15 protein-coding genes are annotated in these 21,799 nt (G+C 61.9%); 5 read left to right on the forward strand and 10 right to left on the reverse strand.

Annotated elements, in window-relative coordinates; genetic code table 11:
- Positions 1-136 precede the first annotated feature (136 nt).
- Both HU730_RS10115 and HU730_RS10120 read right to left on the reverse strand, forming a co-directional pair.
- Positions 137-922, reverse strand: coding sequence for a response regulator transcription factor (locus tag HU730_RS10115; RefSeq protein ID WP_034125881.1), 786 nt, complete (start codon positions 920-922; stop codon positions 137-139).
- A gap of 71 nt (positions 923-993) precedes the next feature.
- Complete coding sequence (locus HU730_RS10120) at positions 994-1,497, reverse strand: prepilin peptidase (RefSeq protein WP_054896406.1); 504 nt, start codon at positions 1,495-1,497, stop codon at positions 994-996.
- Positions 1,498-1,568: 71 nt separating this feature from the next.
- Between HU730_RS10120 and HU730_RS10125 the strand changes: the two genes are divergently transcribed.
- On the forward strand, positions 1,569-2,006 hold the full coding sequence (locus HU730_RS10125) for a TadE family protein (RefSeq protein ID WP_003188217.1): 438 nt from the start codon (positions 1,569-1,571) through the stop codon (positions 2,004-2,006).
- Complete coding sequence (locus HU730_RS10130) at positions 2,003-4,753, forward strand: PAS domain-containing sensor histidine kinase (RefSeq protein WP_106117955.1); 2,751 nt, start codon at positions 2,003-2,005, stop codon at positions 4,751-4,753. Before HU730_RS10125 ends, HU730_RS10130 begins: the two co-directional genes overlap by 4 nt.
- A gap of 466 nt (positions 4,754-5,219) precedes the next feature.
- Here HU730_RS10130 and HU730_RS10135 read toward each other — a convergent pair whose 3' ends face one another.
- The 6 genes from HU730_RS10135 to pbpC form a co-directional block, all read right to left on the reverse strand.
- Entirely contained in the window at positions 5,220-7,163 is a 1,944-nt protein-coding gene (locus HU730_RS10135) for a pilus assembly protein TadG-related protein (RefSeq protein WP_186527435.1), read from the reverse strand.
- Positions 7,164-7,386: 223 nt separating this feature from the next.
- Complete coding sequence (locus tag HU730_RS10140; protein ID WP_034126431.1) at positions 7,387-7,944, reverse strand: DUF4136 domain-containing protein; 558 nt, start codon at positions 7,942-7,944, stop codon at positions 7,387-7,389.
- Between the two features lie 43 nt (positions 7,945-7,987).
- On the reverse strand, positions 7,988-8,590 hold the full coding sequence (locus HU730_RS10145; RefSeq protein ID WP_003188213.1) for a DUF4136 domain-containing protein: 603 nt from the start codon (positions 8,588-8,590) through the stop codon (positions 7,988-7,990).
- A 23-nt stretch (positions 8,591-8,613) separates the two neighbouring features.
- Positions 8,614-9,363, reverse strand: coding sequence for a methyltransferase (locus tag HU730_RS10150; protein ID WP_047712475.1), 750 nt, complete (start codon positions 9,361-9,363; stop codon positions 8,614-8,616).
- Entirely contained in the window at positions 9,356-9,664 is a 309-nt protein-coding gene (locus tag HU730_RS10155) for a MazG-like family protein (RefSeq protein ID WP_003188211.1), read from the reverse strand. Before HU730_RS10155 ends, HU730_RS10150 begins: the two co-directional genes overlap by 8 nt.
- A gap of 184 nt (positions 9,665-9,848) precedes the next feature.
- A complete protein-coding gene (gene pbpC / locus HU730_RS10160; RefSeq protein WP_186527444.1) occupies positions 9,849-12,161 on the reverse strand; it encodes a peptidoglycan glycosyltransferase PbpC in 2,313 nt (770 codons plus the stop codon).
- Between the two features lie 224 nt (positions 12,162-12,385).
- Here pbpC and HU730_RS10165 point away from each other — a divergent pair, with 224 nt between their 5' ends.
- Positions 12,386-12,679, forward strand: a complete 294-nt coding sequence (locus HU730_RS10165; RefSeq protein WP_003188208.1) for a hypothetical protein — start codon at positions 12,386-12,388, stop codon at positions 12,677-12,679.
- A gap of 124 nt (positions 12,680-12,803) precedes the next feature.
- Here the strand turns inward: HU730_RS10165 and HU730_RS10170 are convergent, their stop codons facing one another.
- Positions 12,804-17,699 (reverse strand): alpha-2-macroglobulin, encoded by a 4,896-nt coding sequence (locus HU730_RS10170; RefSeq protein ID WP_034126426.1) that lies wholly within the window; start codon positions 17,697-17,699, stop codon positions 12,804-12,806.
- A gap of 299 nt (positions 17,700-17,998) precedes the next feature.
- Here HU730_RS10170 and HU730_RS10175 point away from each other — a divergent pair, with 299 nt between their 5' ends.
- Both HU730_RS10175 and HU730_RS10180 read left to right on the forward strand, forming a co-directional pair.
- Entirely contained in the window at positions 17,999-19,345 is a 1,347-nt protein-coding gene (locus HU730_RS10175; RefSeq protein WP_186527434.1) for an MATE family efflux transporter, read from the forward strand.
- 100 nt (positions 19,346-19,445) lie between these two features.
- Positions 19,446-19,772 (forward strand): hypothetical protein, encoded by a 327-nt coding sequence (locus tag HU730_RS10180; RefSeq protein WP_034126424.1) that lies wholly within the window; start codon positions 19,446-19,448, stop codon positions 19,770-19,772.
- A gap of 80 nt (positions 19,773-19,852) precedes the next feature.
- Here the strand turns inward: HU730_RS10180 and speA are convergent, their stop codons facing one another.
- Positions 19,853-21,766 (reverse strand): arginine decarboxylase, encoded by a 1,914-nt coding sequence (gene speA / locus HU730_RS10185; RefSeq protein ID WP_034126423.1) that lies wholly within the window; start codon positions 21,764-21,766, stop codon positions 19,853-19,855.
- Positions 21,767-21,799 lie beyond the last annotated feature (33 nt).

A 21,799-nucleotide genomic window follows, 5' to 3' on the forward strand; every position in this document is an offset into this window, starting at 1 on the left:
AGCTACTGTGGCGAGCAAGCTTGCTTGCGCTGGGGAGCGAAGCGCCCCCAAGAAAAGCCGACTCCAGCTGCGCTGTCGAGCGGGAGCAAGCTCCCTCGCCACAGAAAGATGGCTCCTGCAAGGTTTGCTTGGGCCTTTAGTGCGCAGTCACCCGCTGGCGCATCGCCGAGTTGCTCGGTGACAACGCCAGCGCCAACTGCGTGCGGTTGTGCATATGGGTCAGGCGCAGCACCTGGGACACGTACAGCTTCACCGTGTTCTCGGTAATCCCCAATTCACAGGCAATCTGATAGTTGGTCTGGCCCTTGCCCACCAGGCGAGCCACATCCAGCTGGCGCGGTGACAGCTGATTGAAAATCGCCGGGATCTCCAACGGCCCGGCTTCATCGGCCGATGGGTCCCCATCATGGTCCTGGAGCGTCGGGTTGCGACGCACTTTGTCCAAGTCCATATACAAGTCATTGATCGATTCGGACAGGTACTGCAACTTCTGGTTGAGCGTGCCCAGCTGCAGGTCTTTTTGCCGTTCCTCCAACGCCGCTTCCTGGCGCTTGAGGCCTTCGAGCAATTCATCGAGGTTGATCGGCTTCTGGTAGTAATCGGCGATGCCCGCACGCAGGGCTTTGATCACATCCTGTTTGTCGGCACGACCGGTGAGCATGATCGCTTCGAACGCACGATGTTTGCCGGCGATCCGTTGCAGCGCCTGGACCAGTTCGATGCCGTCCATGTCCGGCATATGCAGGTCACACAGCACTAAACCAATCTGAAGGTCTTCGCCAAAACGCTGGACCGCTTGCTGGCTGGACTCGCACGGGACACAACGGTACCCGCTGCTTTCAAGAAATTCACAGAGTTCCTCCACGATCAATGGTTGATCGTCGACAACGAGCACTTTTACTGCAGACGTAAGCTTGTTCACGCGCTACTCCATGCCTGGCAAGCCAAATGATGACCTATCCTTTCTGACGAAAACTCCTACACAACTACTCATTAAACGTAGACGTACTTTCCGACTATGTACATAGCATTAATCAACTCGTGCGACTGATGGATCCAAAACCAGCTGCCGGCAAAACCTGTCAAAACGAAGGGCGCAAAGGGCTGTTTTGTTGACGCTTGCCCTGCCCGCTCAACGCGATTTGAGCTAAGCCATTGATGCATAAGTGTCCAGGCCACCATGACGATGCCGGCACCGATCAACGCCCCCAACAGGTAGTCGATATTGGAGGCCAGCCCCAAGGCGGCTAGCAACTTCACATCCCCCGCGCCAAAGCGGCCCAACGCATAGCCCGGCAAGGTCAGTACCAGTGCTAAAGCCAAGGCCAGGCCGCCCTCGCTGCGGGGTGCGCCCAGCCAGGTCGACCCCGCCCACAGCAGGTAGATCAACGCCAGCAGGCCTACGCCCAGGGTCAGCGTATTGGAAATTTGGCGCTGGCGAATATCCTGCACAGCACATACGCCCAACCACAGCACAATCACTAGCGTCTGGATCACGTAAAAAACATCCCTTTTGGCTGAATGATTCTATGCTGATATCAAGTACTCGACTCAGGGTAGACGCAGTCATGAAATCGAGCCTCCCGAGAAAGCAAAAAGGCGCTGCGGCGATCGAGTTTGCCTTGGTCTTCGTGATTTTCTTTGCAGTGTTCTACGGCATGCTCAGCTACAGCTTGCCGCTGCTGTTGATGCAGTCATTTCACCAAGCGGCAGCCGAAGGGGTACGCCGCAGTGTGTCCCTGGACCCCAGCACCGCAGGCTATTCGGCCCTGGTGGTGCAACGCGCCAAGGATGCCGCCCAGGCCCAATTGAACTGGATCCCCGGCTCATTGAAATTCTTGCCCGGCTATATCACCGCCACCTACACCAATAATTTGCTGACAGTGAAGATCACCTACCCCTCGGCCAATATCAAAGCGGTCTTGCCGGCCCTGGTATTGCCCGGGGTGGGCACCGTACCCAACCTGCCCACCAACCTCACTGCTACCTCGAGCCTTCAGTTTTGACGACGGGGGATAAATTGTTCGCACGCCTGCGCGGGCGCACCAGCGCCCTGGCCTTGGGCGCGCCAGCAACCCCCGCGCCGGGCCTGCAACTGCAACTGGACAACCTGGGTGGGGTGCTGAACATCTCAGGCACCTTGAGGCCTTTGCTTGCCCAGCATCTTGCCAACGCGCCCAACCCGCCCTTGCAGACCTTGCTGTGTGCCGACAGCGCGCGGAGTGTCGAGGGCACGCCGCAGGAGTGGCAACGACACGGCCTGGACCTCGACTTCCAGGGCGCTGCCGGCCAGGTCCTGCATACCCGCGGCTGGATCGAGCCGGAGGGCGACGGCTGGGCCCTGCACCTGTTGGACATCACTGACCTGCTGGCCGACCGAGTACGGGTGCAGCAACGCGAACAGAACCACCAACTCGCCGCCCTGATGAGCGAACAGCTGCGCGTGTGCAGCCTCAACCGCCTGCCCCAGGTGTTCAGCGAACACCTGCGCAGCGTGGCCCAGCGTTGGCGCATCCCCTGCGTCGCCATGGCACTGCTCGACGAAGATGATCAAGGCTGGCGCATCTACAGTCACTACGCCGCTCACGACGCCCCGGCCTTGTGGCAGACCGGGCAACACCTGGGCACCAGCCTGGACAGCATCAACGGCAACACGCCACTGAGCCTGGACATTGCCCAGGGGCGCAGCGACAACCCGCGCCTGCACAGTGTATTTGGCAATGCCGACGGCTTCCTGGTGCCGTACCGCGACAGCCATGGCGCCGCCGCGTGGCTGCTGTGTGGCTTCTATAACGGCCAGGCACACCACACCGGCGAGCGTGACTGGCTGAACCTGTGCGCAGCACTCGCCGCGCCGCTGCTGGGCCGTCTGCGCGAACAGCGTCACCACCAGCAACTGGAACGGGTAGAAGCCCTGCAAGGCCTGCTCGGCACTGGCTGGTGGGAACTGTTGCCCGCTACCCAGGAAATCCAACTGGCGCCACAATTGCTGCGCAACCTGAGCCTGGACGACGGCCCCACCCGCCAACCCCTCGGTACCTGGCTCGAGCTCATCCACCCCGCCGACCGTCAGGCCCTCGACAGCCGCCTGCAAGACCTGCAAGCCCTGGGCAAGCCACTGCTGACCAACGTGCGCCTGCAACGCACCGAGTCCGAGCAGTCGCCCCTGTGGTACCGCATACAAGGCCAAGTGCTGGGAGCCGGCAATGAACGGCGCTGGGTCGGCTTCATGCTCGACATCAGCGACATTCAGAACCAGCAACTGCAAGCCGCCGCCGCCCATGCGCGCCTGGACAACCTGATCGCCAGCTCACCGGCCGTCATCTATGTGCAGCGCTACGTCAACGGCGCGCTGCACCCAGCGTTTTTCAGCGCCAGCCTGTTGCCGCTGCTGGGCTGGACCTTGGCCGATTGCAACCACGACACCCTGGCGGCGCTGATCCACCCCGACGACCGAGAACGCTACTTCGAACGCACCCGCCAACTGCTGCGCGAAGGCAACGTGCGCAGCCGCTACCGCCTGCGCGACAAGCAAGGCAACTACCACTGGCTGCTCGACGAAGCCAAGCTTTTGCGCGACGACCTCGGCTTGCCGGTGGAAGCCGTGGGCCTTTGGCTGGACGTCACCGAGGCGACCCTGGCCGCCGAGCAGGTGCGCCAAAGTGAAGAGCGCTACCGCATCCTGGTGGAAGACTCGCCAGCGATGATCTGTCGCTACCGTCCCGATCTGATCCTCACCTTCGGCAACACGCCGCTGGCCAATTACCTGGAATGCCGGCCCGACCAATTGCCAGGCATCGACTTGGGCCAGTGGCTGTCGGATGAACAGCGCGCCGCCTTTATGCAACGCATTCAGCAACTGACCCCGGAATTCCCGGTGAGCACCGCGGAAATCAGCCTGCAACTGCCGGGGCGCGAACATGCCTGGTGGGTGTGGTCGGACCGTGGCGTCTTCGATGAACAAGGCGCCCTGATCGAAGTGCAGGCCGTGGGCCGCGACAACACCGAAGTACGCCGCTCCCAGCAGCAACTGACCCAAAGCGCGAAAATGGCCACCCTCGGCGAAATGGCCACCGGCCTGGCCCATGAGATCAACCAGCCGCTGAACGTGATGCACATGGCCATCACCAATGTGCTCAAGCGCCTGGGCAATGGCGATGTGCAAATCGACTACCTCACGGAAAAACTGCAGCGTATCGACGCCCAGGTGCAACGCGCGGCACGGGTGGTCGACCATATGCGCGTGTTCGGCCGCCGCTCGGAAATCGAGCAGCAACCGTTCGACCCCGCGCAGGCGCTGGAGGGCACCCTGTCCCTGCTCAGCGAAGGCCTGCGCGGCAAAGGTGTAGACGTGCGCATCAGCCCTGCGGACTTCTCGGTGCAGGTCAAAGGCTATGTCGACCAGCTGGAACAGGTGCTGATCAACCTGATGGTCAATGCCCGCGACGCATTACTCAGCCGGCGAGAAAAAGACCCTGCCCTGCGCCCCTGGATTGCCCTGCACAGCGAGCACGACAGCCGCCATGTGCGTATCTGGGTCGAAGACAACGCCGGCGGGATCGACCCGCGCCTGTTGGAGCGGATTTTCGAACCGTTCTTTACCACCAAGCCAATCGGCGTCGGCACCGGATTGGGGCTCTCGGTGAGCTATGGGATTGTGGAAAACATGGGTGGGCGCCTGAGCGTCACCAACGGCGAGGCCGGCGCGAAATTCTGCGTCGAGTTACCCATCGCGCAAAACTCAATCAGCTAACCACGATGCGAAGCGAGCCGCTCTTGCTCTTGCTCTTGCTCTGCTTTTGATCTTAGGCGCCCCGTCAAACCACGCTGGCCGGAATTCGACAGTGATTTGGGGGGTAAACCGGCAGGGATGCCGGTTTAGCCGCCCCGCGCCATGGATGGCGCGTGGCGGCGGCCCCCCAAATCACTGGCGGATTGCGGGCACACCGAGCCTAGGCGAGGTGCCGAGTGGTGGGGCAAGAGCCTTTTGCTTACTTTTGGGCTCTTTTCAAAAGTGAGCCGCTGTAAAAGCGGAACCCTAAGTGGCCGTTACCGCAGGAATGGATATGTACACGTTCCAACTGTGTTGACTGCCAGGCCGCCTTCGCGAGCAAGCCCGCTCCCACAGTTGGATCGCGGGGGGTCAGGTAGATAGGCGTCGGCTGGCAGGCCGCCATCGCAGGCAAGCCAGCTCCCACATTTGGAACTCGGGGAGTCAGCTAAATCACCAGGTAAGCCCTGCCCATATGACAGGTGAGGTTGGCACCGACTTCGGCATTGCCCAGGTTGATGCCCAAGGCGCTGAGCAAGGTGTTGACGACAGGGTCGAGAATCGGTGACAGCACATTCTGGATCAGCCCCACCACCGCCGTGGTAATGGTCGCCAACAGCCCGGCAACCCCAGCCAACGCGCCACTGGAGACACTGCCGCTGGGCGGTGCATAAGTTACCTGCAAGCCATTAAGGGTCGCCGCCAGGCTGCCGACGATATTGGCGGTGCCCGGCGCGAACTTGTAGGTGGGCGGCGCATTCATCTCGGCCACCGGGGCAAACACCATCGTGCTGGTTTGCGCAGCAATGGTGGAGTTGGCTTTCAACAGCAAACCACCCCCCACATTGGGTGTACGGTTGGGGCTGCACAGCAGCGTCAGGACCACACAGTAGCGCTGGCCAAAATCGATCAGCCTGACCGGCTGCACATCGACTGCTGCGGAGGAAGAAAAAGCCGCCACCGGATCCACCGTACCGACCGCCAGGGTCGCCAGGGACGTAGTGGTTTTCACCGTCAAGGATTTGGAGGCCGGCGAGTCGCAATTGAAATCCGTGACATTGGTTTGCGCACTGCCGGCTTCGATGTAAATGGCCAGCGATGTGGTGACATCGACGTCAGCCACATTACAGGCCACCAGGCACAACACACCGCCAACCACCGCCGGCAGGTTGAGGTTCAACAAGCCCTTGACCACCTGGGACACCGGCGTGCCCAGGCCCGTCAATATGGACGCCACGCCAGAGACCGCCTTGATGATCGGCGCCTGCACGGTCACCAACGTGCGCACTTGCGCGGTGCGTACAAAAATCTGATCGGTCGGCGGGGTATTCTGCAAGCCCTTCTTGGCCAACACAGGATTGCCAATGGCCGACAGCTGCGGCGGTTCGATGACCTTGGTCTGGATCGACACATTGCCCACCAGCGGAATCGCGACCTGCGCCGCCGCACTCACCGCATTCTTGCTGCTGGACAACTGCGCCACCGCTTCCAACAGTTGAAACAATTGCACGTTGCTATTCAGCGCCGCCGTCGGCGTGCCGGTGGCGATGTCGATCAGGTCACCCACGGTCAACAGCTTGCTGTTGGGCGCAATGGCTTGAATCGAAATCACGTCATTGACGACCGCTGTGACCGCCGCACCGTTTTTCTGCAAAACCTTCACAGCAGCGTCGATCAGTTGAGTAGCCGAGACTGCGGTACTGAGCAAGGCATCGTAGTCACCGGCCTTCACGTTCAGGTTAATCGCCAGTTGGTCCAAATAACTGAGCAGGTTGACGTTGGTCTGCAGCAAGCCGTTCCAACCCGCCGCCGTGAGCGAAAGGTTGCCGCCGAGCAGGTTGCCGATGACCAGGTTGAGCAGCGGGGATTTGCCTGAATCGACGCTGGCCAGGCTGCTGCGGATCGACAGCTGCGCCACGGGCGGTGGTGTCGCCGCGACGGCGGTGGCGCTCAAGTTGATTTGCGGGGTAATCGGCGCACCACTGAACAGGTTCCACAGCCCATTGGCAACGCTGGTCATCACAGTGCGGGAAGCCACCACGCGGATAGCGTCGCTCTTGGTGGCATCAGCGGTAAACACACGGGTGTTCAGAGCATTGGTCGCCAGGGTGCCGCATGTCACCGCCAGGGTGCTGCCATTACCGACCACAAAACCGTTGCGCGCCGCATTTTGCGTGGCATAGGCGTTTGCGGTGGTGTTGGTACCGCATTGGCCACCGAGACTGGCTGCCTCCAACGCCGAGGTATCGGCGACGGATTGCAGCTTGCGCTTTTCCAAATACAAGCGCCCGCTGTCGACCGCCAGCAACGTAAACACCAAGGCCAAGGCCAAAGTGCCTGCCGCCATCAAGCCAATTGCACCACGCTGTCTGGAGCCGAATCGGGGAGACATCGAAGCACTCCTGCGCTAACTCTCCGTTGCACTGGAGTGTAGACAAGGCTTCGGCAGGTTGCTGGCAACTCGCCACATTGGCGACTGGCGGAGATGCCCTGATACGCCCTGATACTGTAGGAGCGAGCTTGCTCGCGAAAAACCTACAGACGCCGCGTTGATTCAGGAAGTACGCGTTATCGTTGACGTTTTTCGCGAGCAAGCTCGCTCCTACAGTGAGCGATCAGCGCGGCGGGTAGTTGGAAAGGATCTTGGTCACGGTGCTGCGGATGGCTTTGTTGCGTTCCTCGGGGTTCGGCGTGCTGGCCATCATCTGTTCGTCGCTGCCGCGCCACACCAGCTTGCCGTCCTTGCCGTCGAGCAGGTCGATCTGGATGGTCGCCACTTTGTAGGTAATGTTGCGCGTTTCGTTGTACATCGGCGCGCCCCAGTAACCATTCCACGGGCCGCCCCAGGCACCGCCATAGTTGGTGGTGACTTGCTGCTGGCGGTCTTCGACGATCAGGTAGGCCTGTACATTCAGGTCAGCCTTGGTACCCGCCGCCGCAGGACGCAAACCGCGCTGATCCAGCTGTTCGCCCACGGCCTGGCGGATGCGTTGCTCGGTGAGGTCGCTCTTGATCCTCGGGTCATCGGGACGGTACTGCAACGCTGGGTCTTTCCAGGCCCAATTACGGTAGGCGCCGAAGTCTCGGCTGGCGTCGAAATCGTGGTTGACCTGGTTGCTCTGGCAACCGCCCAGCAACATGACAACAGCAAGCGCAGCGATGCGACGAAGCATGGTGTTCTCCAAAAACAACGTGGGCATGTAATGAGAATAGCTGCTAACTGGGCGGATAGGCAGCCATTGCCTTCTGCATCGCCTTGCGCAAGCTATCGGCGCGTTCGCTCAGGCTGCCCTGGCTGGTGGTTTCGGCGCTGGTGCTCCACACCGGCTGGCGGGTGCGCGCATCGAACAGGCTGATACGCGCCACGGCCACTGTCACTTCATAGGTGCGCACCACGGGCACGCTGTTGTACATGCCGTAACCGTTGCCATAGCGGTTATAGCCGCCGTAGCCGTAACCATAATCGTCCTGGACCTGGCGCAGGCGTTTTTCCAGGCGTACATCGGCGCTCACAAGCAGGTCGGGCGCACGCTTGTCATGCAAGGGGCGCAAGCCGCGCTGATCGAGGGCGCCGCTGACCGCCTCGGCAATCTGCGCCGAATCGGCCCAGGCCGTGCCCGCCGGCAACTGACCGTTGAGCCAACCCCAGCTGCGGTAGGCACCATAGTCGCGCACCGGCGCGGGGTAGGCGCTGGCATCAAAGGTAGTGGCCGCCTGGGCGGGCGCCGGCGGCATCGGTGCCGAACTGGCCACGTAAGGATTGGGGCTCGAGCAGGCCCCAAGGCCTAGAGACAACAGGATTAAACCGAGACGACGCATGTCGACCTCCCACGCTGGGCCGCTTAAACCGGGCGGCAGATCCAGTGCAAATATCGCCCAAGCCCGGCAAAGCTTGGGTGACGACGGTGAGCGAGCTCCATCTCCAACAAGTCCTGCAGGTTGGCGCGAGCCTGGAATTCCACCGGCATATAGTCGTGGAACACCCGCACGCCACTTTGGCTTTCGACCTGCCACAGCCCTTCGAGTTGCGCCGCCAACTCCCGTGGGTCCAGGGGTTGTTGCGGCGTCAGGCTCTGCTTTTCGCCGGCCATGTCGTTCTTGCGCATTTTGCGGAAGTGGCCTTTGAGCAGATTGCGGTAGATCAACGCATCACGGTTGTAGAATGCCAGGGACAACCAGCCACCCGGCAGCGTCAGTTGGTGCAGTACCGGCAGGATGGCGTGGGGCTCGGCCAACCACTCCAGCACGGCATGACACAGCACCAGATCGTAAGGCTCGGTGAGTTGGCCGAGCAAGTCCTGCCACGGTGCATGAATAAAGGTCGCGCTTTGGCCCGCGTCGGCGAAGCGCTGGCGCGCACCTTCAAGCATCGGCGCCGCGGGTTCGGCCAAGGTTACCTCGTGGCCCTGCTCGGCCAGCCACAGCGACATGTGCCCCAGGCCTGCGCCGATATCCAATACGCGCAACGGCCGCTGCGGCAAGGCTTGCACCAGGTCGGCCTGGAGCACCGCCAGGCGAATCGCGCCCTTGGCACCGCCGTAGATTTTTTCGGCAAAGCGCGTGGCCAACTGGTCGAAATGACGATCACTCATGGGCAAACCGCCGTTCGCTATCAGCCAGCTTGGCGCGCACCACTTCGTTCATATCCAGCCCCAACTCACTGCACAGCAACAGCAGGTACAGGACAATATCGCCGACCTCCTGGCCCGCATGGGCAAGTTTATCGGCGGGCAGTTGGCGGGATTGGTCTTCGGTGAGCCATTGGAAGATTTCCACCAGCTCGGCCATTTCCACACTGGCAGCCATGGCCAGGTTTTTCGGGCTGTGGAACTGCTTCCAGTCGTTGGTATCGCGGATGCGGTGCAGGCGTTCGGTGAGGTGTTCGAGGTTCATGCGGGGGCTCCTGAATGGGTATAGCTTACCCGATCATTCCCACGCTCAGCGTGGGAATGCTTCCAGTGACGCTCCGCGTCGCCTGCGCGGATGACGGGACGCGGAGCGTCCCAGGCGGCGTTCCCACGCAGAGCGTGGGAACGATCAGCAGAGCGTGGGAGCGATCAGCAGAGCGTGGGAACGATCAGTCGACAACGCTGAACTCGAGCCTGGCGGTTTGGCCGGCTTCATCCAATACGCTGAGCTGATAGCGGCCCAGCCGTTCAAAACTGGCATTGATGCTGTCCTGGTTCGCGCTGTCGCCCAACGGCGCACCGTTGAGAAACCACCAACGCCGGCCACTGCCGCCCAGGGCGGAGATGTTCAGGCGCAAGGCTTGTTGACTGGCAGCGGGCAGGCGCAGTTGGTCGCCTTCGCGTACGCCCACGATGGACAACGGCGATGAAGCGGCCAGCGCCGGCGGAGGGCAATCCGGGTCAGGCGCAGGAATGCGCGCTTCCCGGCGTTCAATCCTTGGCAACCAGGGCTCCAGCGGCGCCGGCCACAGCGCGATGTTTTTGGGGGTTGCGCCAGGGCAATGGGCATCGACCCTCAAACCCTTGGGGTTAACCCAGATGCTTTCCATCAAGCCCACGCTCAAGGGTTGATCCAATGCCTGCAAGGTCGGCGGCGTGGTGTTGTCCAGGGTCCAGGCAAAACGCTGGCGGCGGCAATTGGGGTCGCTGCGGCTCATGGGCTGGCCCAGCGGCCAACAAATCGCTGCCACGCCGATATTGGCAGGCACCGGTTTGACTGGCGCACTGATGCCGCGCTGGCTGTCGCGGTTGGTCAGCACGTCATGCACCTGCAACATCAACGGTGCTGCCGACGCCAGGCCGAATTGCCCCGGTACCGGCGTGCCATCGGGCCGGCCGATCCATACGCCAATCAGGTAACGCGGGCCCACGCCAATCGCCCAGGCATCGCGAAAGCCATAACTGGTGCCGGTTTTCCATGCCAGCACCGGCCGTTGGACCAGCTCGGCACGCGGGTCACGGTCGGGCCGCGCCTGGCCGCTGAGGATGCGCCGCACAATCCATGCGGCGCCGGGCGACAGCAACGGCCGCTCCCTGAGCGTATCGTCCGGCTGTAACCGCAGGCTGGCGCTCTTGCCATCACGGGCCAGGGCGCTGTAGCCACTCACCAGTTCTTCCAGACGACTGCCCGCACCGCCGAGGATCAGCGCCAGGTTCGGCTCGGCCAATGCCGGCAACGCCAAGGGCATGCCACCGATGCGCATCTGTGCGGCAAAGCGCTTGGGCCCGTAGGCTTCCAGCAGTTGCACCGCAGGCAGGTTCAACGAACTGGACAACGCGGTGCTCGCCGGCACCGCGCCAGTAAAACCCATGGAAAAGTTGCCTGGACGGTAATCGCCATAGCGCCGAGGCACGTCCTGCAACAGCGATTCGGAGTGAATCAGACCGTCATCCAACGCCATCCCGTAGAGAAAAGGCTTCAAGGTGGAACCGGGCGAACGCAGCGCGCTGATCATGTCCACATGGCCAAAGCGTTTGGTGTCATTGATATCCACCGACCCCAGGTAGGCGCGCACCGCCATGCTTTCTTCTTCCACCACCAGGATGGCCGCCGAGGTGTGCTCCGGCAGGCGTGCGCGCCAGCCCAACAGCAGGTCTTCGAGACGGCGTTGCAAGGTGGCATCCAGCGTGGTGCGAATCAGTGGCGGGCTGTCGGGGCGATTCAGGCGACGTGCGAGCAAGGGCGCCAGGCTCGGTTCCAGGCGTGGGGCGAGCAACAGGGGTTCTTCCAAGGCTTCATCCACCGCCGATTGCGGCCATACCTGAAACTCGGCCAGGCGGCGCAGCACTTTGTCCCGGGCCTGCTGGGCGCGCTGCGGATGACGGTCCGGGCGCAAACGGCTCGGCGCCTGGGGCAATACCGCGAGCAACGCGGCTTCGGCGTGAGTCAGTTGTGATGGCGACTTGCCCAGGTAGGCCCAACTCGCTGCCGCCACGCCCTGCAGCGTACCGCCGAAGGGCGCGCGATTCAGGTACAGGTTGAGGATTTCGTCCTTGGACAGGTGCCACTCCAACTGCGCGGTACGCCACAGCTGGCGTAACTTGCCGTGCAGGGTGCGTGAGTGTGGGTCGAGCAGGCGCGCCACTTGCATCGACAAGGTGCTGCCACCGGAGACCACCCGCGCGCCGCTCAGGTTTTGCCAGGTCGCACGCACCAGCGCCAACGGGTTTACGCCGGGGTGCTGGTAGAACCAACGGTCTTCATAGGTGAGCAACGCGTCGAGGTAATAAGGCGATACTTCGCTGGTGTGTACCGGGTAGCGCCATACGCCATTGGCATCGGCAAATCGCCACAGTGGTGTGCCATCTTCGGCCAGCACTACCCGGGCCAGGTCATCCTGGGGCAGGGGCAAGGGCCAGATACGATCGGCCAGCCATAGCAGGGCAACCACCAACACCACACAACCCAAAGCCCAGCGCAATAACTGTGGGAGCGGGCTTGCTCGCGAAAGCGGTGGGTCTGTTGGCAGAGATGTCACAGGCACGCCGCCTTCGCGAGCAAGCCCGCTCCCACATTGGGCCGCGTACATCCGCAGGTGATTAAACTAAAACTCAAACGGGCAAACCTCTATGCTTGCAGGGAACTCGCCTGCGTTATCGACAACCAAAGGCACAGTTACGCCCACCTTCTCATCAGGACACGCACATGCAGGTAGAAAGCTTTTTCGAATGGTTGGGCCAGGCGCTCGGTTCCGTCATCCGTTTTATCGTCGACGGGCTCAGCGGTTTGTTCGGGGCCTTGACCCACGCCGGCGGCAACTTTATCGACGGCCTGTCACGCACCTTGGGCATGGACACCTCGATCATCAGCATCATCACTCTGATCGTCGGGTTGCTCTTCCTGTACTCGGCGGTACGCGCCTTTATGCGGGCCTCGATTATCGTGGGGATCATCTGGCTGATGCTGGGGCTTTGGTTGCTGAGCTGGGTCGTACACTGATATTTCGATCCTCTCCTGTAGGAGCGAGCTTGCTCGCGAAAAACTCACAGACGCCGCGTTGATTCAGGAAGCACGCGTTATCGTTGACGTTTTTTCGCGAGCAAGCTCGCTCCTACAGTGTCTTTCAGCGGCCCTTGATCACCATATCCACCGGCGTCTCGCCCACCGCCTGCCAGTTCGGCCGATACATCGACTCTACCTGCGGCGGCGGCACGCGGTAGGTTCCCGGTGTCACCGCCCGTGCCAGGTACAACAAGTGCGTGGTGCCATAGCCATCCAGATTCATCGCCGCCACATAGCGGTCGTCCCGGAACTCCTGATGCTTGAGCGATGCGTTCTGCATCGACTCGCGCCACTCCTTGACCTGGCTACTGGCGTTCTCCAGGCTCGCTGCGCTTTGTGCCAGGTTCTGGTTTTCCAGTTCCAGGCCGGCGGGCAGCAAGTCCACCACCAGGGCATCCGGCACGCGTTGCTTGGCACTGACGGCCAGGTGCACCAGCACCAGGTCGCCGCTGTTGAGGCTGCGCAAATTCAACGGCTGGCCATTCATGCCCAGGTATTCGCGGCGAATACTCAGGTTCTCGCCACCCGGGGCAGGCGGCACTTGTGGGTAACCCGAGATTGTCAGTTGCTGGTAGACCGGCACATCGCTTTGATTGGTCAGGCTCAAATTGCCGGAAAGCAGCTTGCCTTCCAGGTTGAGCGTCGACTGTTGGTTGTTCAGCTCATGCTCCCCGTCGCTGCCATCCAACAGCACCTTCCACGCCGATTCGGGCTGCGCGAAACCCAGCCGCCCGGCCAGGAACAACGAGTTGCGCTCCTGGGTCGACAGATAGGGGCTGGCCGCCAACTGGTCCGACAAGGTAAACAGGCGCTCTTCACGCTTGCCCTTGGCCAAGTCATTTTCCTCCAGCAACGCCAGAATCATCGCCTGATCGCGCAACGGGCTGCCGTAGTCGGCCAGCCACTCCTTGGCACTGCGCTGCGCCGCCAAACCGGCGAGCAAGGCTTGATCGGCACGCGGCTGGTCGCCCATTTTCTGCAGGGCGATGGCCAACTGCACCAACGGCAAGCCGGAGCGTGCGTCGCTGCGCCGTTCGAACAGACTGCGCAACGCACCCAACGGCGCCTGCTGACTGCGCGCCAGCACCATACCGGCGTAGGCCTGTACGGCGAAACGCGTGTGCTCGGCGTTGTCGCTGTAATCCACCTCGATCAGGTTACGTTCCTGCACATACCGCAGCAGGCGCTCGCTGGCCTTCTTCAAGGCTTCAGGCGGTACTGCAAAACCCTGGTCGCGGGCGCGCAGCAGGAAGTCGGTGACATACGCAGTCAGCCAATATTCTTCCTCGCCATCAGCGCCCCACAAACCGAAGCTGCCGTTGTAGCGCTGCATCCCCAGCAGGCGCTCGATGCCCAACTCGATCTTGCGCTTGCGCTCGGCATCCGGCTCGCCCTTGATGCTCAGGCGCTTGAGCAGCGCGTCGTCGGCGTACAGCGACGGGTACAAGCCACTGGCGGTTTGCTCTAGGCAACCATAGGGGTACGCCTTGAGCGCACTGATCTGCGCGCCCAGGTTCAACGGCGGCCCGCTCGACAGGCTCAACAGCGCCTCACGCCCCGAGGCATCGAACTGATCCAGTGCGCCCGCCGGTAAGCTCCACGGCTGATCCTTGATCACGGCGCGGTAATGCTTGAGCAAGGCCGGGTACGCCGGGCGCACGCCTAAGGTCCATTCGCGGCTGAATGGAGGCAGGTTTTCCCCCGGCAGGTCCAGGCCATTGACCGTAACCTTGACCTTGCCCTGACCGAAACCGCCCCAGGCTTGTACCGGAATACGCAGGGTGGTGCGCTGGCCTTGCTTGAGTTCAACCGATTGCGCGTCGCTGTTGACCAGTTCCAACGGCCCTTGCGTCGTTAATTGCACATCGAGTTTCTGCGCCTTGCCCGACAGGTTTGAGAGGTCCAGGGCCAGGGTGGTCTGGTCGCCTCCTGCCAGGAAGCGCGGCGCCGACAACTCGGCAATCAGCGGGGCGGCAATCACCGTCTTGCCTTCCGCCATACCGTAGCGATCATCGCTCCAGGCTTGGGCCATCAGGCGCAGTTCGCCGTTGAAGTCGGGGATATTGACGCTGACTTCGCCCTCGCCTTTGTCGTTCAGCGTCACCGGGGCGCTTTGCAGGGCGACGATGGTTACGCTGGTGTCCGGGCGTTTGCCGCCTTTGGCCAACGCCGCGTCGCCACCAAATGCCAGACTGGCCAGGCGCCCTTGGCCGGCTTCAATCAACTGGCCGTAGATGTCGAATTGGTCGACGCCATAGGCTTTGCGGCCAAACAGGCTGGCGTACGGATCGGGCGTTGGAAATTCGGTGATATTGAGGATGCCCACGTCCACTGCCGCAAGCAGTACGTGCACCTTTTGAGGCACACTGCCATCGGCGTTTTTGGCGGCGATCTTTACCGTCAGCGGTTGTTTGGGGCGCATTTTTTCAGGTGCAGTGAGGGTCAGGCCGAGTTTGCGCTGGGTGCGATCCAGCGGCAGGTGCAGCAAGCCCACGGCGCGTTTAGGCGTGATATTGGCTTTGCGCTCGCCGGGACGAATCACCAGGGCGCTCACATACAGATCGTGGCGCGACCATTTCGGGTCGAGCTTCACCGCAAAGCTTTTGCCTTCGGCCGGTACGTCGATCTCCTGCCACCACAGCGGGCCTTCGGCAGACTCCACCAACAGGTAGCCTTTACCGGCAGCCGGTGGCGTGACGGTGACGTTGGCGGTGTCGCCATCGCCATAGGCGGGCTTGTCCAACGCCAGCTTGACCTGGTCGGGGCGCACGGCGCCGCCTTCGGTGTTGTCCTGGGCCTGGTAGCCGGCCCAGAAACGCAGGCTGCTGACCAACCCGGTGTGCGGGTCTTCGACCTCCACGCGGTAAGGGCCCCACTCCACCTGGAAGCTGACCTTGGCGGTGTCGCCCGCCTTGATGTTCAGGCTCTGCTCATCGAGGTTGAGGAATTTCTCGTTGAAGTGGTAGCTCCAGCCGTCATTCTCCGAGTAGTTCCAGTAGTAGTCGCGGCGCTCACGCACCAGGCGCACCTTGAGGTCTTGCGCGGCCAGTTTCTGACCGTCCTGGTTGGCCACCAGCACTTCGAATTCCACCGGGCCATCGCCGTTGGTTTCCTTGCCGTCAAACAGGCCACGCAGGCCCGGCAATTGCTCGGCCGGCCAGATCGGCTGCACCAGGCGCCGGGTGATCGGCCGACCGCCGGACTCCTGCAGGCTGGCTTGCACAATCAGTTGCAACGGCGACTTGGCCTCGGCCCACTTGCTTTCCAGGGTCAGCGCTTGCTCGCCATTGGCATCGAGTACGCTTTCGTCCAGTTCGAAATCCTGGCTCAGCTCTTCTTCAGTGACGGAACCGAACTGGTAGCCCGGCAGGGATTTGACCGCCTCACGCAGTGGCCGCACGTACACCTGGCCACTGACGCGGTTACCGGAGGCGGGCGCGCCGTAGAGGTAACGACCGTTGACCTGGATGACCGGGTTATCCGCCGGGCTCAACGCCGTGTCACTGCCCTTGAGTTCCAGCGCCAGGCGTTCGGGCAGAAAGTCTTCGACGAGAAATTCATAGAGTTGCGGCTTGCCGTCACCGAGGTCGAACACCAACTGCCAGCGCCCGGTCGGCGCCTCGCCAGCCAGCTGCAACGGGTATTGATACAGGCCCGACGCGTCGGCCTCCCACACGAACTTGCGGCTCACCTGTTCATCCGGGCGCCGCACTTCGACGCTCACCGGCTGAGGCTTCACCGCCTTGCCATCCTTGTCACGCAACAGCGCGTTGAGCAGCACGGTTTCGCCGGGGCGATACAAATCACGCGGGCCGAACACAAAGAACTGCAACGGGTGGGACGGTTGCCCACCGATATCGAACTCCGCCAAATCCAGCGCGGCGCTGTCCAGGCGCAGCAGGCTGGTTTGCTCGCCCTGCTTGGCCAGTAACACCTGGGCTTTTTTCGGCAGCGGCAACTCGGCGTGGCCACCGTCTTCGGTCTTGCCCTGGCCGAGCACGCGGCCTTCGGCATCGAGGATTTCCAGTTCGACGCCGTTGAGTGCCTTGCCGCCTTCCAGGGCCTGGGTAAACACATCCAGGCGATTGGCGTAGCGGTGCACCGACAGGCCGATATCACTCAAGGTGAACAGGGTGGCCGGTTGCGAATAGTTGTAGGTGCCCGAAGCGCGCATCACCGCCAGGTACACGCCCGGCTGCTGCAACTGCTTGAGGCCGGCAATCGGTAGCAACAGGGTTTCGCGGGTATTGCGCGCCGGGTTCAGGTCGAAACGCCCGCCGTACACCAGTTCGGCCATTGGCAGCAGTTCACGGGACTCATAGCTTTGCAGGCTGGTATTACGCCCCCACTGCGCAAGGAACGACGGCAGGGATTCGGGTTTGATCCGAAAGAATTCCACGTCGATCTTGTCGACATTCAACGCGATCACCGGCAGGCCCTCGGCCAGGCGCGTCGGCAACAGGGTGCCACGGCTGGCGAAGCCGACGGTGGCTTGCAGGTCGCGGGTTTCCAGGCGGGCGCTGTATTCGGCGGCGAGGGTGTTGCCGTTGACCGCCTTCACCCCGGCGTCCACGGTCAGCACCAATTTGCGCTGCGGTTCAAGGTGGCGCAGGCGCAATTCCATCAGGTTATCGGACAGTTCCCAGGCGCCATCGACCTTGCCGGACTTGCTGTCTACCAGGTGCAGCTTGTCGGCGAATTTCTGATCGGGGTCCAGCGGAATGGAAAAACTCACCGACAGCGTGCTGGCCCCATCCAACTGCACCTCGGACACATCCACCACGCTCAGCTCACGCCCGGCATAGCGTTGCTTCAACGCTGCCACGTCCACCGCCGCTTTCACCGGCTTCGGCGCTGCCGCCACGGTGGGCGCAGGCGGTGCAGCGGGTTTATCGGAAGAATCGCAAGCGCTCAGCAGGGCCAGCGCGCAGGCCAGGAACAGTCCTTTGTTAAGCATGGGGCACTCATAGTCAGAGGGAACCGAGGGGTGAACTATATATCAGCGCCGACCAAGCTGCTGCGGCGCCGGTCACATTGACCGACGGAGGGGCGGTTGGTTCTAGGTGGGCATGAAGCCAAGCCAAATCCCACAGCCACTGGAGATCAAACGGTGGGAGCTGGCTTGCCTGCGATAGCGGTCTTTCAGCCGATATCTTCACTGGCTGACCCACTGCTATCGCAGGCAAGCCAGCTCCCACATTGGTTCTGCTGTGTGGCGGGTTGACGGTTACAATGCCGCTCCACCAAGGAGCCTTCATGACCGCCCTGCTGACCGACTGGCGCCACCGCCCTACCCATCGCCGCGTCTGGGCCCTGGCCGCGCCGATGATCCTGTCGAATATCTCAGTGCCCTTGGTGGCTCTGGTGGACAGCATGGTCATCGGCCACCTGCCCCACGCCCACCAACTGGGTGCCGTGGCTGTCGGCGCCAGCCTGTATACCTTCCTCGCCTGGGCCATGGGTTTCCTGCGCATGGGCTCCACCGGGTTCGCCGCCCAGGCCGCCGGGCGTAACGATGGTGCAGCGTTGCGGCAAATCCTGTTGCAAGGCTTGCTGTTGGCGCTGGGGCTGGCGATGTTACTGGGTACCGTGGGCATTCCCCTGAGCCATCTGGCCCTGGAATGGATGCAGCCCTCGCCCGAACTGAACCAACTTACCCGCGAGTTTTTCCACACCCGCCTGTTCGGCCTGCCCGCCGCTCTCGCCAGTTATGCACTGGTCGGCTGGTTCCTCGGCACCCAGAATGCACGAGCGCCATTGGCGATTTTGCTGACCACCAACCTGGTCAACATCGCGCTTAACCTATGGTTCGTCCTCGGGCTGGACTGGGGCGTGGTCGGCTCCGCCCGAGCCTCGGTGATCGCAGAGTGGACCGGCGCCCTGCTCGGCCTGGCGCTTACGCAAAAAGCCCTGCGCGCCTATCCTGGGCATATCGCTTGGGCCGCCTTGAAATTGTGGCAAAGCTGGCGCCCGTTGCTGGCGGTCAACCGCGACATTTTTATCCGCAGCCTGGCGTTGCAGTCGGTGTTTTTCATGATCACGGTGCAAGGCGCAAGGCTGGGAGATGCCACAGTTGCAGCCAATGCCTTGCTGCTCAATGGGCTGTTACTGACGGCACATGCCCTGGATGGCCTGGCTCACGCGGTCGAGGCTCTGTGCGGCCACGCCATCGGCGCACGTGACCGGCAAGCGTTACGGCGGTCATTGGTGGTTGCCTGTGGTTGGTCGCTGATCGCCAGCGTGGGTTTCGCCCTGCTGTTCGCCTTCGGCGGCCATCTGTTCATCGCCATGCAAACCGATATCCCCAGCGTGCGCGAAACCGCCGATATCTACCTGCCCTACCTCGCGGTATTGCCGTTGATTGCGGTGTGGAGTTATTTGCTCGATGGGCTGTTTATCGGTGCAACGCGGGCGCGGGAAATGCGCGATGGGATGTTGCTGACGGTGATGCTGGTACTGCCGATTGCCTGGGCCTTGCAGGGCTTGGGCAACCACGGACTGTGGATAACTTTTTTGCTATTCATGGCGGTACGCAGCTTGATCCTGGGGGCGATTGCCTGGTGGCTGAGCACGCAGAATCGCTGGCTGAGCGATACCCGCTGACACGAGCCCCTACCTGTTACTTCTGACAGGTTACAAGCCGATTTTTCAAGCGTTGAATAGCGGTGGGCAACCTCCCCTGCTTACGCCAAGGAAAATCGCTATGAATATCAAACGACAAACAGGCATCGTCACCCTTTGGGTAATCGCCACGCTGACTACCGCAGGCTGCACGGCGCCATCGAACTCAACAGCGCAGCCGGCCGGGACACTGCGGGTGGAGAATCAAATGGCCGGTGAGTACACACTCGTGGTGATACATGGGACTGAACAGCACAGAATCACCAAAGGCGAATCAAAGGACCTGACAATCGATGGAAAAGAGGTGCTCCTGTCGCGCCTCAACAGTCAGGGCACAATAACGCAGATAGCCCTCAACGCTCACTCAGAGAGCAAATGCCCAGTGACGCAATGCTTGCTCGTAAGGTGACTTGATCAACGTCGTGCCAATGCGGCCGGCCTCACAGGAACTAAACGAACACTCGCTCAGTTCCGGTGAGGCCGCACGACTCAAGAAGACAAGTAAGAAGAACGAGTCAACCCAAGACGCAACGCATCCAGGAACTGGGTACGCTCGGACGCCGAGATCTTCGCGCTCGCGCACTTGTCGCGGTAGTGCGTCATCAACTCTTCCGGCGACAAGTGCACATAGCGCAGCATGTCTTCGATGGTGTCGTGAGTCTCGATCCCGGCGCTGTACACCGAACCGTCTTCACGCTGGTAGATGTTCACCGAGTCGGTGTCACCGAACAGGTTGTGCATGTCGCCCAAGATTTCCTGATAGGCGCCGACCAGGAAGATACCCAGCAGGTAGTCCTCGCCTTCGTTCAAGCCGTGAACCGGCAGGCTGGTTTCGATGCTCTGCTCGTCGACGTATTGCTTGATCTTGCCGTCGGAGTCGCAGGTCAGGTCTTGCAGCACGGCGCGGCGCAGCGGCTCTTCGTCGAGGCGGTGCAGCGGCAGGATCGGCAAGACCTGACCGATGGCCCACGTATCCGGCAAGCTCTGGAATACAGAGAAGTTGCAGATGTACTTGTCGGCCAGCTTGTCGTTGAGTTCGTCCAACACCTGGCGGTGCGAGCGCTGGCGGGCTTTCAACGAGTTGTGCAGGCGGCGGCACACCGCGAAGTAGCACTGTTCGGCCAGGGCTTTTTCGGCCAAGGTCAGCTTGCCGTCGGCGTACTGGGTGGCCACGTCGCTCATGTAGTGGGTGGCGCGCCAGTAGGTTTCGGTGACCATCTCGATGTCGGTCGGGCCCAGCAGGTCCACCAGCCATTGCACGGTTTCCGGCAGGCTTTCCTTGTTTTCGATGGTTGGGATTTCGTCGTTGTGCTTCTCGACGTCCGTCACCTGCACCACCAGCATGGCGTGGTGAGCGGTCAGGGAGCGGCCGCTTTCGGAGAAGATGTTCGGGTGCGGCAGGCTCTGCGCGTCGCAGAATTCCTTGAGCATGCCCACTACCACGCCGGCGTAGTCGTCCATGTCGTAGTTGATCGAACTGGCGTTGCGCGAGTGCGTGCCGTCGTAGTCCACGCCCAGGCCACCGCCAACGTCGATGTGGTCCACCGGCAGGCCGAGGTTGCGCAGCTCGCCGTAGTAACGAATGGCTTCCTTGAACCCGTGCTGGTAGTCGGCCAGGTTGGCAATCTGCGAGCCCATATGGAAGTGCAGCAGGCGGATGCCCTGGTCCAGGCCGGCTGCGCGGAAGCGCTCGACCACTGACAGCAACTGGGCTGCCGACAGACCGAATTTGGATTTCTCGCCACCGGTGTCCGCCCACTTGCTCGATGCCAGGGACGACAGGCGCACACGCAGGCCCACCTGCGGCTTGACCTTGAGGCTCGCCGCCTCTTCGATCACCAGCCCCACCTCGGACTCTTTCTCGATCACGATGAACACGTTGTGGCCGAGCTTCTGGCCCATCAGCGCCAGGCGGATGAACTCACGGTCTTTGTAACCGTTGCAGACGATGGTGCCGCCCTTCGGCGCCAGGGCCAGCACGGCCAGCAGCTCAGGCTTGGAGCCGGCTTCCAGGCCGATGGAAACGTTCTGGGTGGCAATGATGTTCTCGATCACCGCTTCCTGCTGGTTCACCTTGATCGGGTACAGCGCGGTGTACTTGCTCTGGTATTCCAGGCGCTCGATGTTGGCATCGAAGGCACCGGTCAATTGGCGCACGCGGTCTTGCAGGATATCGGGGAAGCGCACCAACAGCGGCAACGACAGGCCGCTTTTGCGCAACTCATCGACTTGCTCGTACAGGTCGACGGGCGTGCTGTTCGGGCCGTTCGGACGGACTTCTACGCGACCGGCTTCATTGATCGCGAAATACCCGGCCCCCCAATGGCGAATCCCGTAAACACTGCGGCTGTCCGCAACTGTCCATTGGCTGCCATCGTCTTTGCGTGTGCGTCGTACGGACATCGAAGTCCCCTATAAATGAAGGCGAAGGCGCCA

It is taken from the genome of Pseudomonas sp. SWRI22, from assembly GCF_014268395.2.
GTDB classification, from domain to species: domain Bacteria; phylum Pseudomonadota; class Gammaproteobacteria; order Pseudomonadales; family Pseudomonadaceae; genus Aquipseudomonas; species Aquipseudomonas paracarnis.

Excerpts from the sequence above, each read along its gene's own strand:
- HU730_RS10170 (WP_034126426.1), bottom strand. The coding sequence starts at position 17,699 with ATGCTTAACAAAGGACTGTTCCTGGCCTGCGCGCTGGCCCTGCTGAGC.
- HU730_RS10175 (WP_186527434.1), top strand. The coding sequence starts at position 17,999 with ATGACCGCCCTGCTGACCGACTGGCGCCACCGCCCTACCCATCGCCGC.
- HU730_RS10155 (WP_003188211.1), bottom strand. The coding sequence starts at position 9,664 with ATGAACCTCGAACACCTCACCGAACGCCTGCACCGCATCCGCGATACC.
- HU730_RS10145 (WP_003188213.1), bottom strand. The coding sequence starts at position 8,590 with ATGCGTCGTCTCGGTTTAATCCTGTTGTCTCTAGGCCTTGGGGCCTGC.
- HU730_RS10180 (WP_034126424.1), top strand. The coding sequence starts at position 19,446 with ATGAATATCAAACGACAAACAGGCATCGTCACCCTTTGGGTAATCGCC.
- HU730_RS10150 (WP_047712475.1), bottom strand. The coding sequence starts at position 9,363 with ATGAGTGATCGTCATTTCGACCAGTTGGCCACGCGCTTTGCCGAAAAA.
- speA (WP_034126423.1), bottom strand. The coding sequence starts at position 21,766 with ATGTCCGTACGACGCACACGCAAAGACGATGGCAGCCAATGGACAGTT.
- HU730_RS10140 (WP_034126431.1), bottom strand. The coding sequence starts at position 7,944 with ATGCTTCGTCGCATCGCTGCGCTTGCTGTTGTCATGTTGCTGGGCGGT.
- HU730_RS10135 (WP_186527435.1), bottom strand. The coding sequence starts at position 7,163 with ATGTCTCCCCGATTCGGCTCCAGACAGCGTGGTGCAATTGGCTTGATG.
- HU730_RS10125 (WP_003188217.1), top strand. The coding sequence starts at position 1,569 with ATGAAATCGAGCCTCCCGAGAAAGCAAAAAGGCGCTGCGGCGATCGAG.
- HU730_RS10165 (WP_003188208.1), top strand. The coding sequence starts at position 12,386 with ATGCAGGTAGAAAGCTTTTTCGAATGGTTGGGCCAGGCGCTCGGTTCC.